Genomic DNA, 14,564 nt, shown 5'->3' with positions numbered 1-14,564 from the left:
GATCTGTAATGATGGATCTGTAATGAGGAGGTCTTAGAATTTATTCTTCCACATCATGCTCTCCACCGGCTTATTGATCTGCCCGCTGTATTTGGCATCTTTTTTCTGGTTGTATTTCACCAGGATCTCCCCATCCACCGGGAAATAGATCAGTTGTCCTACCGGCATGTGTTTGTAAACTTTCACCGGTTGTTTGACGGAGATCTCCAGGGTCCAGTTCCCGCAAAAACCTACATCCCCTTTACCGGCTGTAGCGTGGATATCTATACCCAGGCGCCCGGTGGACGATTTGCCTTCCAGGAACGGGACATGCGCATGTGTCTCGGTGTACTCCTGTGTTACCCCCAGGTAAAAGATATGCGGGTAAAGAACGAACCCGTCCTCCGGGATCTCGAAATATTCGATCTCGTTATGCTTTTTTGAATCCAAAATGTGTTCCCGGTAGGTCGCGAGCCATTTCCCGAGATGTATATCATAAGAATTGCTACCCAGACAGGCACGATCATAAGGTTCGATTTTAATAGTGCCTTTTTCTATTTCCTCCAGAATGCGCTTATCGGATAGGATCATGATGAAATTAGTTAAGTTTGCGAATAGTCTGTAACGATTGCCGTTCGTAAAATACTGCAAATTTGCAATTCGCGAAGATGCGGTTATAATTTTAAAGATGCCCCTATTTTATCAACATAATATCAACGAAGGAACAAAAATCGGAATTTGGCATATCCAGGAGCCGGAATCTTTTTTCCTGGAAAAAGTTCCGCTGAAAAGAGAGGTGTCCCATCCCTTTAAGCGTTTGCAACATTTGGCCGGGCGGTATCTGCTACCTTTTTTATTTGCTGATTTCCCATTGGAAGAGATCCGGATAGCCGATACCCGCCAACCTTTCCTGGAAAGTGAAAGGTATCATTTTTCCATTTCCCATTGTGACCATTTTGCGGCGGCCATTGTCAGTAATACCCATCGGGTGGGAGTGGACATCGAATTGATCACCCCCAGGATCGAACGGGTTGCCCATAAATTCCTCAATGAAGAGGAAGTTCACTTTTTTAATGAAGACTATGCTCTTTTCCTGGAACAATGGGGACTCCGGGGAAAGGTTCAGCAGGAATTACTAACCCTGATCTGGAGCGCCAAGGAAGCAATTTTTAAATGGTACGGCCGGGGGGAAATGGATTTTAAAAAACATATGTTGCTGGAAGGGAATATCACCATGGACGGGGAGGGAATCCATCTTCCTTTTACCTTTGAAAAGGAAAAAAAGATTCACCTCGACCTCGAGGCAAGGATCTTTGATGACCTTGTTCTCGCCTGGCTAATGACCTGATCAATTATTCAGAAAAAGCACCTTTCCGCCCGTGTTATTCATATGATCGGAATCTATCGCCTGCCGGTACTCATTCAAGGGGTAACGGGCCGCCACATCCATCACGAAACCGGGATCCGAAATTATTCCGGTTAACGAATCCATCATTTCCCCCCGTTCTGACAACTTCAGTCCATTCAGATAACCCCTGATCCCGAAGCCTTGCAAAGAGATATCTTTATAAACAAACAAGGCGTTCGGAAATTGGGAAAGAGCGGGATCCAAGGTACCGTAAAGGATCATTTTCCCTTGGGGCGCCAGACATTGCAGCAATTCGGTAGCCGTTTCGCCACCAACAGGATCCAGTACCGCATTTACTCCTTTCCCGTCGGTTAGCGAATTTACTTTTTCTTTGAAAGAGGAAGGAGGCGTGCTGATGATTTCGGTAGCTCCCAATGCTTTTAATTCCTCTCCATAATTACCTCCTCTCACCGTTAATATCAACCTGATTCCTTTTTTTGCGGCAACCTGTGTGAGCGTGCGCGCCAGTGATGAGTTGCCGGCACTCAGCATGAGCCAATCGCCGGATTTTACTCCCGACCGTTGCAATAGTCCCCAGGCCGAGGGGGGATTGAGTGCGAATTGGCAGGCTTTCTCCACCGGGAAGCCCGGAGGCAATACAAAAAGTTCTTTTTCGGATACAACAGTATATTCGGCCCAGGTATTCTTATAGATAAAGGCAACCAGGGAACCAATTGGAATTTGGACATCTCTGCCTGCACTTTCCACTATCCCGGCTCCTTCCAGGCCTGCAACCTGGGGAAATTCGGGCTGGAACCTGTATTTTCCCTGGATAAAAAAATGATCGGCCGGATTGATAGGGCTGCCCAGCATTTTTACCCGTACTTCTCCCGGTCCGGGAACAGGCATGTCCATTTCCCGCACCCGCAGTACACTTCGGGGATCTCCGGTCTGTTCAAAATAGATGGCTTTCATATTTTCCTTTTATGTTTCGAAATGTACTGAGCGAAATGACCTATTCAGGTAACTATTCAGGCAACAGGTTATCTCCTTCCTCTTCCAATAAATTGACGTCGATGGCGTCCTTCCCCGCTATACCCTCGATCGATCCACGTACATGGGCAGCATTCAGCAATACTTTTTCCAACTGTTTTTCTCGGGATTTCCATAATTTTTCCATCATGTCCCGTTCTTTCTGGATGGATTGTTTCATGGAAAGAAATCCTTCCCTGATGGCCTTCCATTGTTCACTGAATTCGATACTGGTCAGATAATCGTATAAAAGATGCATTTTATCCCCTCTGTTCTCCTGGGATTTTGATGCATTAAAGATCCTGATGATACCGTCCCTCAATACATAAGCCAGGGCTTTGACTTCCATAAAGGAGCAGATCCAGACCCCGTTCTTTTCCCCGAAACGATCCATGTCTTTTGGCATGGCCTGGGTGACGATGACGGCAATCGTGGCGCCCTGGCTACGCATATCGGCCTTTAACTTCTCGATCCAGTCCTGGGAGAAATCCCTTGTGCGTTTGCTCTCATAAATGATCTTACCACACTCCTGACCGAAATTATTGCGTACGATCTGTATACAGTCGGCTCCTCTCACTCCTTTCCCGACTTCGCCGATTTCGTCGAAAGGAAAACTTGTTCGCAATAATTCTTCCAGGGCAAGCTCCTGCACTTCACCCTGTAATTGCATGGAGCCCTGTTCTGCTTTGCGTCTCATCTCTTCGGCCAGTTTCTTCTGGTCGTCGAGCTGTTTTTCCAGCTCTTTCATCCGAAGTTGGTATTCCGTCTCCCTGGCTGCTCCCTTTTGTTCTTCCAGAGCCCGGATCTCTTCCGATAATTTACTCCGTTCCTGCTGCAGCTGGCGTTGAACGGATAATTCCATTTCCGCTTCCCGGTTTTTCAGATCCTGTTCTTTTTTCAAGAATTCCAGCTCCTTTTGCCGGGAGGTTTTTAACTTCTCTTCATTATCCTTGTTGGCTTCCTCCAGCAGGTGTAATTTATTTTCAAAGTCAGTGCCGATAGACTTACGTAAGGACTCCTCCATGGATTGCTGCCAATTCAATTTCTCGTCGTCCAGTTTCTTTTGCCAGCGTGTCTGCTCCTGGCCCAGGCGTATAGCATAATCGGCTTCTTTTTTTTGCGAAGCTTGTAATAATTCCTGTTCCCTCCGGCTGAACTCATCCTGCTTCTTCTGCAATTCTTTCTCTTTTTCCTTTTTGAAGGAAAGCATCTGGTCCCTGAGGTCTTTTTTGTATTGTTCAGAAACGGCTTCTTCCATGGGGAAGTGGTGGCCGCAGTTGGGGCATTTGATATCCGTCGCCATCCCGTATTTTTCTTACAAACCTACTTGAAAAAGTACAATAGACAAGAAACTGACCCCAGACTGGAAAACTACTGCTGAATATGGCACCGATGATCAAGGTTAATGGAGGAACTCCTGAATTACCGGAAGCACGCGGGGATCCGGATTGTAGTGAAACCCAAGCAGTGCTGCCATTGTAGCTGCCATTTGCCCTTGCCTGATTTGGCCTGGTCCGTTCACCTCACCCTTAGGGGTGGTATCGGGGCCAATTACGGCTATCCAGATCTCCCCGGATTCTTTGATCTTTGGCCCATGATCCCGCCAGTCGCTCTTTTTATGATCGCCCCGTCCATGATCACAGGTAAGGATCATCGTAGTCTGGTCCCTATATTCCGGCATAGATTGCAGGAACTTCCACATATCGGCTATCATGGCGTCCTCAGCATGGGCGCTTCCGATATACTGATCGTAGGATCCATTGTGGGCAAACGCATCCGTTTCCCCAAGCGCGATATAAAGTACTTTCGGATGATAGGTTTTCAGGTATTCCCGCCCGGCAAAATAAGTCAGCAGGTCCGGCCGCTCTTCTGAAGGTTTGGCAGCAAGGGCCTGCATTTGGTTCAATAACTGCATACCGGGACCGGGGTAAGGGAGGGAGTCGCTATCCGCATTGACCAGTAAACCATTTCTCCATTTGTTGAGGATATAGGGGAAAAGGACCGAAGTAGTGAAAGCTGCAACCTTTCCTTTATAGCCTGGTTGACGATCAATGAATTCAAACACATTGGGAAGCTGATTCTTTACCAGGCCATTGGAGTTCACTGCCGGGTCGGGTATCCCCGTCAGGGTCTCGCTGAACCCCGGATAGGTAAATTGCCAGGGGTTGGCCACATTTACAAGATTGCCAAGATTTCTGTTGCCATACAAAGCGCCTTTTGCGGCTATGGTTGTCCAGAGGAAAGGGAATAGTCTTTTTCTGCGTTCCAGGGGATCGTTATCCCAATAATCTTTGCGCATTTGCCCTCTTTCCTCCGTATAGGCAGGGTCATTCAAGAGGGCAGAGTCCACCCCAGCGAATATTTCCTGCCATCTCATGCCGTCCAGGGCAATCATAACCAGTTTTGTGGTTTTTTGAGTGGGTTTTCCAGCAGGTATGGAAGATACCTGAGCCCTGGTCCTGTTGGGGAAAAGAAAGATTCCCAAAAAAAAGAGCACCGCTGAAAAGGTCGTTTTTCTCATCTGGAATGGTTGTTACGTTTTCTTCATAGAGACCGGGAGAACGGTTTGATACCCTCCGGTCTTGTTATTTTTTTGTTGAATTTTTTTGGCTGGCCCGGAAAATAAGGCTCCCGGACTACCACTAAAAGGGTATTGATCGAATGAAAATATCTTCCGAGTTTTGCTTTCTGATTTATATTTCTTCCTTACTGCCTGTTTAATCGCCTAATACTTTTATCGTTCCTGGTCCTTTTATCATCCGGCCTTATTTTTTTTTAAGTGGTAATAATTTCTTTAAGGTGTAATAATTTCTGTGGCTAATCCATAAGGGAAGTTAAGCCATGGGATATTCCATACGACCCGTAAAAAATAAAAATTAACGTATGAAAAAAGCAAAAAGCATCGCCGGAGCCTATGTAAAGGTTCCCGGTAGTACAAAGGCGGCTCCCAAAGAAGCCAAACTCGACACGTTGAATCCAAACGATTGCGCAACGGTCACGATCCGGATTAAGAGACAAAAAAGCATCGATAAGGCCGTAGAAAAAGGACAGCGCATCAGCCGGGAAGAATATGCAGCGGAATATGGCGCTTCCGATGAATCGCTTAGCCGTTTGGAAGACTTCGCTACCGACAATCATTTATCCGTCGTGGAGAGCGACAAGGCGCGGCGGAGCGTCATTGTAAAAGGCAAGATCGCTGATCTGGAGAAAGCCTTCCAGGTACATCTTACCAATTATAAAGATGATAATGGCAAGGTCTTCAGAGGCAGGTCGGGGGATGTTTGTATACCGGCTGAACTGGAAGACATCGTAGAAGGGGTTTTTGGCCTGGATGACCGGCCACATGCCCAACCTCATTTTCAGATAGCTTCCGAAGAGAACGGAATGTTCGTGGCCCACAACAATGGGAGTGGATATACACCCAATCAACTGGATGTGATTTACAACTTCCCTAATAATGTTTCGGGAAAGGGCCAGTGTATCGGAATAATCGAACTGGGGGGAGGCTTCCGTAATTCGGATCTGACCACTTATTTTTCCGGTCTTGGGATCACCAAACCTTCGGTGAAAGCAATTTCTGTAGATGGTGCCACCAACCATCCCACGACTGCCAATGGGGACGACGGGGAAGTGATGCTGGACATTGAAGTGGCAGGTGCTGTAGCGCCAGGAGCCAAAATAGTCGTTTATTTTGCCCCTAACACAGATCAGGGTTTCCTGAATGCGATCACCAAAGCCGTCCATGACAATCATAATAAACCATCGGTTATCAGTATAAGCTGGGGCGCCGCGGAAAAAAGATGGACGGTGCAATCCATGAACAACTTTAATGAAGCATTTAAGGCGGCTTCCCTGCTGGGCGTAACGATCTGTGTGGCTTCCGGTGACCAGGGAAGCGACGACAGGGTCGGCGATGGCCAGGTTCATGTGGATTTCCCCGCCAGCAGCCCATTTGTACTGGGTTGCGGTGGAACCAAATTGTTGACTAACGGCAATGCGATCACCAGCGAAACAGTTTGGCATGAATCGAACGATTCAGCCTCGGGCGGTGGCGTGAGCGATTTCTTTCCTTTACCGGACTACCAGAAGAACGCCAAGGTTCCACTTTCCTTAAGCAAAAAACACAAAGGTCGCGGGGTACCGGATGTCGCAGGAAATGCAGATCCACAGACCGGCTATAAAGTAAGGGTGGATGGTCAGGACATGATCATCGGAGGGACCAGCGCCGTAGCTCCGCTTATGGCGGGCTTTATTGCTTTGGTGAATGAAAAGAACGGGGGCTCCGCAGGTTTTATAAACCCTAAAATCTATGCGGCCAAGACCGGCCTGCGGGATATTACCAAAGGGGATAATATTACTACGTCAACCAATAAAGGCTATAAGGCAGGGAAAGGTTGGGATGCCTGCACAGGATTGGGGGTGTTGAATAAATTGTAAGACCCGGGCCTAGCCTATCCGGTGTTCCTTCTGGTATTGCTGGGGGCTTTTGCCCGTGATCATCCTGAAATTCTTATGAAAGCAGGTAAAATTATTGAACCCGCTTTCAAAACAGAGTTGTTTGATGCTGATCCGGTTGTCGATTAACAATTTGCAGGCATGGCCTACCCGGATTTCCGTAAGGAATTGGGTATAAGTCTTGCCTGTCCTGGATTTAAAATACCGGCAAAAAGAATTCGGAACCAATCCGACAACGGAAGCCACTTTTTCGAGATAAATCTTTTCGGAGAAATGGCTAAAAGAATAATCATAAATGGCATTTATCCGGTCATGTTCCAAATCGGAAAAATCCGGACGGAAGCCGATGGAAGAAAGCAGGTTAACATGATCTCTTTCTGCTAATGCCGAAAGACATTCGATCAGGGCAACAATCCTGCCTGCACCCTCCGCCAGGCGAATCTTTTCCATCCGCATGGGAATATCGCCTCCTTCCTTCACCTGGACCAGTATACCCCGCCGGGCCTTATCCAATAGGGCCCGGATGGGTTTGGTCTCGGGTAGCTGCAAAAAAGCATCGCCCCAAAAATTTTCCGAGAAATGAATGACGGTCGAGTGGGCAGAAACTTCCTTATTCTCCTTAAAATAAGCATCGTCATATCGCCAGTAATGAGGGAGATTGGACCCCACCAGTATTATATCCCCGGATTGAAAGCGATTGATATGATCACCTACGAATTGAGTGCCCCCGCCCTGGTGAAAATGGATCAGCTCCACTTCAGCATGGTAATGCCAGCGGTTATTTATAAAAGGATCCCTGTCCTCCCGCACACTGAATGAGTGGGTGGGGGTTTTAAGAACTTTGAGTAATTGGGGCTTCATCCGTAACTATTCAGGTATTGATAATTCTCCGGAGTAAATTTACACCGGAATCGGGCCCGGTAAAAGTTAATCTTTAAATTTGCCGGAGAAATTAATAACCTCCCGGGAAAACACCAATTTCACCAATTCCGGGTTAAACAGGAGATTTTATTATGAACAGAAAATTATTTCCGCCCATCGGCATCGGCCTGATCAGCCTTTTCGTTATTACCTTTATTACATCCTGTAAACAGAATCCGATCACAGGCAGGAGTCAGTTGAGCCTTGTATCCGAATCCGAAGTACAGGCCATGGCCCTGACTCAGTATTCTCAATTCATTTCCACCAATAAAGTAGTTCCTGCCAATAATTCCAACCAGGAGATGGTCAAAAGGGTAGGGAACCGGATTGCAGCCGCGATTACCCGGTATTATAAAGAACATGCCCTGGCCGATGCCGTTCAGGACTATAAATGGGAGTTTAACCTGGTTGAAAGCAAGGAAGTAAATGCCTGGTGTATGCCCGGAGGGAAAGTGGTCGTCTATAGCGGTCTTTTACCCGTAACACAGAATGAAACATCCCTGGCCATTGTACTTGGTCATGAGATCACGCACGCTGTGGCCGGACATGGAAGAGAAAGGATGAGCCAGCAAATGCTGGCCCAGGGTTTACAGGTTGCGGGAAATATTGCTTTGGGGAACAACCCCCAGACCGTAAATATCTTTAACCAGGTATATGCTCCTACCTCACAGGTAGCCGTTCTGCTCCCTTATTCGAGGAAAAATGAATATGAAGCCGATCATTACGGTCTCATTTTTGCCGCCATGGCAGGCTATGACCCCAGGGAGGCTGTCCCCTTCTGGCAAAGAATGGCTGCCATGGGTGGTCAAAAGCCTCCTGTTCTGTTAAGCGATCACCCCACCGATGAAGGGCGGATCCAGAAATTGCAGGAATGGATGCCGGAAGCCTTGAAGTATTATACGCCAGTCAAATAAATAGTACGGCAACTTATCACCCGCTATTTTGTTAATTTTAACAATGAGTATAGCGACCGAGCCATTGACGTTGAAAGTGAGGCTGGCCGCCTTGGGTAATCTTCCCCGTTTCTTTAAACTGGTCTGGGAGACCAGTCCGGGCATTATGATCGCCAATTCGATCCTGCGAATCCTTCGTTCTGCCATTCCAGTCGCCATATTATATGTCGGAAAACTTATAATCGACCAGGTTATCCTTCTGGCAGGCAGCCATACCGGTAACCATCCGGGGCCGCTAAACCTACCCGGGGGTCAATCATTTGGCAGCTCTCCGGCAGGTATTCATCTTTGGGAATTGGTTGCCCTGGAATTTGGCCTGGCTATTTTGTCCGACGGGTTATCAAGGGCTATATCTTTGCTGGATAGCTTATTAGGTGACTTGTTCTCTAATTTTACTTCAATACGGATCATGCGTCATGCCGCCGAACTGGATTTGGATCAGTTCGAAGATTCCACCTTTTATGATAAACTGGAAAGGGCGCGCCAGCAGACAACCGGACGAACCGTCCTGTTGTCCCAGGTACTAGGGCAGGTCCAGGATCTGATCACCATGGCCTTCCTGGCTGCGGGATTGATGACCTTCAATCCCTGGCTGATCGTTCTTTTATTGATTGCGGTAATTCCGGCATTCCTGGGGGAATCCTATTTTAATGACCGGAGTTATGCCCTTACCCGGGGACAGACCCCTGAACGCCGGGAACTGGATTATCTCCGTTTTCTGGGGGCCAGTGATGACACGGCAAAAGAGGTAAAGCTTTTTGGCCTTTCGGGCTTTCTTATCGACCGCTTTCGTGTATTATCGGAGAAATTTTACCGGGACAACCGATTACTGACCATCCGCCGATCGACCTGGGGAACGGTGTTTGCTTTCCTGGGCAGTGCCGGTTATTACGCTGCCTATGTGGTGATCATTCTCCGGGCTATCAATGGCCGCCTGTCCATCGGGGATCTCACCTTTCTGGCAGGTTCCTTCCGGCAATTAAGAAGTCTGCTCGAAGGGATCCTCACCCGGTTCACCAGCGTATCCCAGGGAGCCATTTATCTGAAGGACCTTTTTGAATTTTTTGAGATCAGCCCGAGAATTGTCCGTTCACCTCATCCCAGGCCTTTTCCCAACCCCATCCGATCCGGTTTCACCTTCGAGGATGTGGGGTTTCGTTATATGAATACCGAACGGTGGGCCAACCGGCATTTGAATTTTACCCTGCGGCCCGGAGAAAAACTCGCCCTGGTGGGTGAGAACGGGGCCGGCAAGACTACCCTCATCAAATTGCTGGCCAGGCTCTACGATCCATCCGAAGGAAGGATATTACTGGATGGCTATGATCTGCGGGAATACGACCCGGAAATTTTAAGAAAACAGATTGGGATCATTTTCCAGGATTATATCCGGTATCAAATGACAGTCGCTCAGAATATCGCCGTGGGAAATATTGCGAAAAAGGAAGATCGCCAATTGATCGAAGCCTCTGCAGAACAAAGTCTCGCCGCCGCCCTTACTGAAAAACTGCCGGGTAAATATGATCAGGAGCTTGGCAGACGGTTTCGCCAGGGTGTCGAATTATCCGGGGGAGAATGGCAAAAGATCGCCCTGGCCAGGGCGTACATGCGCGATGCCCAATTGCTGATCCTGGATGAACCGACAGCGGCCCTGGATGCCCGGGCCGAATATGAGGTCTTTCAGCGTTTTGCCGATCTGACCAAAGGTAAATCCGCTGTATTGATCTCCCATCGTTTCTCTACGGTCAGGATGGCAGATCGGATCCTGGTGCTGGAAAGAGGAGAATTGATAGAGATCGGCAGTCATGAAGAGCTGTTGGAAAAAGGGGGTCGCTATGCCGAACTGTTCAATCTTCAGGCAAGAGGGTATAAGTAAAGAGCGTTAATTTTATTTCCATGAAAGTATTGATCATCGAAGATCACCAGGAACTGGCCAGGAATATTCACGATTACCTGGCCAGGGAAGGGTATATCTGCGAGCTATCCGCCACCTTCGTGGCGGCCAGGGAAAAACTGGGTCTGTTCCAGTATGATTGTATATTACTGGATATCGGTCTTCCTGATGGCAATGGTATTAAATTGCTGGACACTATCCGTGCGGAACATACCACCAGTAATGTCCTGATCATTTCTGCCAAAAACGCCCTGGATGATAAGATTGTAGGTTTGGAAAAAGGAGCCGATGACTATCTGACCAAACCTTTCCACCTGGCCGAATTACATGCCCGGATCCGGGCCGTTTACCGGCGGAAAAATCTGGGGGGAGCTCAGATCGTTCAATTCAAGGAGATAAGTCTTAACACCGATACCTTCGAAGCCAGGGTGGGAGAGGCCGTCCTGGATATTACCCGCAAAGAATTCGACCTGCTCCTGTATTTCCTGGTCAATAAGAACCGGGTTCTCTCCCGGCAATCCATTGCAGCCCACTTATGGGGTGACTACACCGATAATTTGGCTAATTTCGATTTTGTCTATCAGCATGTAAAGAATCTACGTCGGAAGATCGGCCATGCAGGAGGTACTGATTATATAAGTACAGTATATGGGCTGGGATATAAATTCGATACGCGGAAGGAAGGGGATTGACAAGGAGAACGATATGAAAGAAAATCAGGGTTATACCTATAGAAAATAGAGGTCATGCCTATAGAAAATCAGAATTAAATTTAAAGATGACACTTACCAATAAATTTACGCTCTGGTATCTGGCTGTCATGTTGATGGTACTGCTGATCGGAGGGGCAATCGTCTACTACGAGATCCAATGGAAGATCAGCCGGGTGGAAGTGGTCAGGCACCAGCGTCTTAACGACATCATCGCCCAGCAGATCCGCACAGGAGGGGATTTTAGCAATCATCCTACCCGTAAACGGGCCACGATCTCCATCATTCCTGCCGATTCTTTCCCAACGGACATTTCCACCTATTATACCCGCGGAACAGGTTGGAATCCCGAATTCCAGGCCAATGAATACCGGTTGGAGGTAAACTCTTTTTACCGGATCGATGGCCGTCATTATAAGATTACTTCCTATTCTTTTATACCTTCTTTTTACCAACTTCTGCCGGGGGTGGTGGATTCTTTCAAATGGATATTGCTGTTGCTCCTGCTATTGGTGGGGCTATCGGGCAGGCTTATCTCCAAATATATTTTGGCTCCCTTTAAGCGCACTATCCGGGTGATCCAATCTTTCGATCTGAAAAAAAAGGAACCGATCCGTCTCCCGGTAACCCGTACCGCTGAATTCAGGGAATTGAATGTATTTCTAAAAAAAATGACAGATAAGGCGTTGGAAGATTACCAGTTGTTGAAGGAATTCACGGAGAACGCCTCTCATGAGCTCCAAACGCCAACAGCCATTATCAGAGGCAAATTGGAATTGCTGTCGGAATCCGATATCCGGGACGATCAGGCCGTCCTGATCGCGGAAATGCAAAATGCCCTGGAAAAACTTTCCCGCATTCATAGTTCTCTGACCCTGCTGACAAAATTGGAGAATTACCAATTTGAAACCAATGAACCGGTTTGTTTCAGTCAACTTCTTCGGGAAACCCTGGAATCCTTCGAGGAGCTGATCCAGTTGAAATCGCTTACCTTATCCACCCAGATTGCTGAAGAGGTATTTCTGGCCTTACCTTATTCCCTTGCCGAACTGATGTTGAATAACCTGGTGAGCAATGCCATCCGGCATAACAGCGGTAGAAATGACTCCGGGGGCGGTACGATCAGGGTCTTTCTGAATAAGACCGAAATGGTGATCGACAATACTGGTCTGCCGCCTTCGACGCCAACCCATGAATTATTCGAGCGGTTCAAAAAAGGGAATCCGGGCAGCGATTCTATCGGAATCGGGCTGGCCATCGTCAAACAAATCTGCGATCTGAATCAATTTAACATTGTGTATGAATATGCAGCCGGCATACATCATATAGCAATTAGTTTTTATGCCAAATCTCCAGCTTCAAAATTGCTTCAAAATTCCTAACGCACTTTGCATACGGAGGCATAAGCCTGCTATGCAAAATTGCTCTTCAGATGGTTAAAAAAAATATTTACTGCCTGTTACCGGTTTGGGGTTCGCTGCTGATATCACTAATGCCCTTCCCTGTAACGGCGCAGGTGCTGTCGTTAAAAGATGCCGTTCGGACGGCTCTTTCCAATTACGGAACTATCCGGGCCAAATCGAATTATGTAAAAGCTTCCGGTGCAAATGTCCTGGAAACAAAAAGGGAATACCTGCCCGATCTCAACCTTTCCGCCCAGCAGGATTACGGAACCATCAATGGCCAGAACGGCCCTTCGTATGGGTATAAGGGACTTAGCGTGGCCTCCTCCGGCCCGGCCCTGGCCACTCAGAACTGGAACGCTGCCTTCGGCGCTCTTTATCTGGCCAATGTCAATTGGGATTTTTTTGCTTTTGGAAGAGCCAGGGAAAAAACAAAGGTTGCCCAATCCATACTCTATCGTGATCAGCGGGATCTCGACCAGGAACGTTTTCAACATAGCATACGGGTCTCAGCGGCCTATCTTGGTTTGTTGGCAGCCCAGAAGCTCACCGTTTCCCAACAAAACAATCTGGACCGGGCGCAGGCATTACGGGACGTCGTCGTTGCCCGTGTAAAAGGAGGACTGAATCCCGGGGTGGATTCTTCCCTGGCCAATGCAGAGGTTTCGAACGCCAAGATCTTATTGACCAATGCCCTGGAATTTCAACAGGAGCAGGCCAGCCAACTAGCTCAGTTTATGGGGGTGCCTCCTGCAGATTTTAAACTGGACAGCGTATTTATAGCCAGGATCCCTACTGCACTTTATAATGCAGGATCATTACAGGATACGGCACTCAACGGCTCCGCTGCAAAAAATAGCCGGCAGGAATGGAGCGGCCACCCCCTTCTGAAATTTTACCGTGAACGGGTCAACCTGAGTAATGAGCAGGCTAAATATTTAAAAACCTTTACTTATCCGACGTTTTCCTTATTCGGCGTTTTGCAGGACCGGGGCTCTGGTTTTGACAGTAATTATGGGGCACTAAATACGGACGCCTATACCAAAGACTATCTTAAAGGGGTTGGTTTTGGCCGGGGAAATTATCTTGTCGGAGTCGGCATGGTCTGGAACCTTACCAGCCCGCTCCGGGTGCATCAGCAGGTTGCCGCGCAACAATTCACCTCGCAGGGATTGCAGGAAGAATATGGCCTGGTCGATCAGCAGTTAAGGGCTCAATTGATTTTATCCGAAACCCGTATCAAAAATGCACTCGATAATTACCGGGAAGCACCTATCCAGGTCAGGGCCGCTTCAGACGGGTATTTACAAAAAAGTGTTTTGTATAAGAACGGACTCAATACCATCGTGGAGGTTACTACTTCGTTGTATACCCTCAATCGCGCGGAAACGGACAGGGATATCGCTAATAATAACGTTTGGCAGGCCTTGTTATTCAAAGCAGCGGCCAGCGGAGATTTTGGATTGTTCGAAAATGAATTTTAATTGAATTTTCATCGTTATGGGATTAATCAGAAGTGCACTCAGAAAACCGATCAGCATCCTCGTACTGGTGATGGGCCTTTTATTTTTCGGGATCAGTGCGGTCCGGACAATCAAGATCGATATTTTTCCGGATATGAATCTTCCGGTCATCTATATTTCCCATCCTTACGGTGGTTTCACCCCCGACCAGATGGAAACTTATTTCGGTAAACAATACGTAAACCTGCTATTATATGTCGGCGGAGTCAGAAGTATCGAAACAAGAAATATCCAGGGTCTTACGCTGATCAAACTGACATTTTACGAAGGCACCAATATGGCCCAGGCTGCCTCCGAGGTCACTTCTTATACCAACAGGGCACAGGCCATTTTTCCGCAAGGGTCT

Annotated in this window: 13 protein-coding genes; 8 read left to right on the top strand and 5 right to left on the bottom strand. The window is 47.7% G+C overall.

Annotation, left to right across the window (positions count from 1 at the left end):
• Positions 1–33: 33 nt before the first annotated feature.
• Positions 34–570, bottom strand: coding sequence for a dCTP deaminase (gene dcd, locus ACX0G9_RS21495; protein WP_459067016.1), 537 nt, complete (start codon positions 568–570; stop codon positions 34–36).
• A 97-nt stretch (positions 571–667) separates the two neighbouring features.
• Between dcd and ACX0G9_RS21490 the strand changes: the two genes are divergently transcribed.
• Positions 668–1,327, top strand: coding sequence for a 4'-phosphopantetheinyl transferase family protein (locus ACX0G9_RS21490; RefSeq protein WP_459067015.1), 660 nt, complete (start codon positions 668–670; stop codon positions 1,325–1,327).
• Here the strand turns inward: ACX0G9_RS21490 and ACX0G9_RS21485 are convergent, their stop codons facing one another.
• From ACX0G9_RS21485 to ACX0G9_RS21475, 3 genes are all read right to left on the bottom strand, one after another.
• Positions 1,328–2,302 carry a zinc-dependent alcohol dehydrogenase family protein gene (locus tag ACX0G9_RS21485; RefSeq protein WP_459067014.1) on the bottom strand — a complete coding sequence of 325 codons (975 nt, stop codon included), beginning with the start codon at positions 2,300–2,302 and terminating at the stop codon, positions 1,328–1,330.
• A 52-nt stretch (positions 2,303–2,354) separates the two neighbouring features.
• Positions 2,355–3,662: a DUF2130 domain-containing protein gene (locus ACX0G9_RS21480; protein ID WP_459067013.1), complete on the bottom strand. Its 1,308-nt coding sequence runs from the start codon at positions 3,660–3,662 to the stop codon at positions 2,355–2,357.
• A 99-nt stretch (positions 3,663–3,761) separates the two neighbouring features.
• Entirely contained in the window at positions 3,762–4,880 is a 1,119-nt protein-coding gene (locus tag ACX0G9_RS21475; protein ID WP_459067012.1) for a hypothetical protein, read from the bottom strand.
• Between the two features lie 362 nt (positions 4,881–5,242).
• On the opposite strand from ACX0G9_RS21475, the gene ACX0G9_RS21470 reads away from it, so the two are divergent.
• Complete coding sequence (locus tag ACX0G9_RS21470; RefSeq protein ID WP_459067011.1) at positions 5,243–6,796, top strand: S53 family peptidase; 1,554 nt, start codon at positions 5,243–5,245, stop codon at positions 6,794–6,796.
• Positions 6,797–6,805: 9 nt separating this feature from the next.
• Here ACX0G9_RS21470 and ACX0G9_RS21465 read toward each other — a convergent pair whose 3' ends face one another.
• On the bottom strand, positions 6,806–7,675 hold the full coding sequence (locus ACX0G9_RS21465) for an AraC family transcriptional regulator (protein ID WP_459067010.1): 870 nt from the start codon (positions 7,673–7,675) through the stop codon (positions 6,806–6,808).
• 152 nt (positions 7,676–7,827) lie between these two features.
• Between ACX0G9_RS21465 and ACX0G9_RS21460 the strand changes: the two genes are divergently transcribed.
• From ACX0G9_RS21460 to ACX0G9_RS21435, 6 genes are all read left to right on the top strand, one after another.
• On the top strand, positions 7,828–8,649 hold the full coding sequence (locus ACX0G9_RS21460) for a M48 family metallopeptidase (RefSeq protein WP_459067009.1): 822 nt from the start codon (positions 7,828–7,830) through the stop codon (positions 8,647–8,649).
• A gap of 43 nt (positions 8,650–8,692) precedes the next feature.
• Positions 8,693–10,564: an ABC transporter ATP-binding protein gene (locus ACX0G9_RS21455; protein ID WP_459067008.1), complete on the top strand. Its 1,872-nt coding sequence runs from the start codon at positions 8,693–8,695 to the stop codon at positions 10,562–10,564.
• A gap of 20 nt (positions 10,565–10,584) precedes the next feature.
• Positions 10,585–11,274, top strand: coding sequence for a response regulator transcription factor (locus tag ACX0G9_RS21450; protein WP_459067007.1), 690 nt, complete (start codon positions 10,585–10,587; stop codon positions 11,272–11,274).
• 86 nt (positions 11,275–11,360) lie between these two features.
• Positions 11,361–12,674, top strand: coding sequence for a sensor histidine kinase (locus ACX0G9_RS21445; protein WP_459067006.1), 1,314 nt, complete (start codon positions 11,361–11,363; stop codon positions 12,672–12,674).
• A 50-nt stretch (positions 12,675–12,724) separates the two neighbouring features.
• Entirely contained in the window at positions 12,725–14,179 is a 1,455-nt protein-coding gene (locus tag ACX0G9_RS21440; protein ID WP_459067005.1) for a TolC family protein, read from the top strand.
• 16 nt (positions 14,180–14,195) lie between these two features.
• Positions 14,196–14,564, top strand: a 369-nt coding sequence (locus ACX0G9_RS21435) for an efflux RND transporter permease subunit (RefSeq protein ID WP_459067004.1), incomplete at its 3' end; no start/stop codon positions are given.

Source organism: Flavitalea flava, assembly GCF_054461575.1.
Note: the sequence above shows the minus strand (reverse complement) of the source record. Positions and strands in the feature narration are given on the sequence as shown.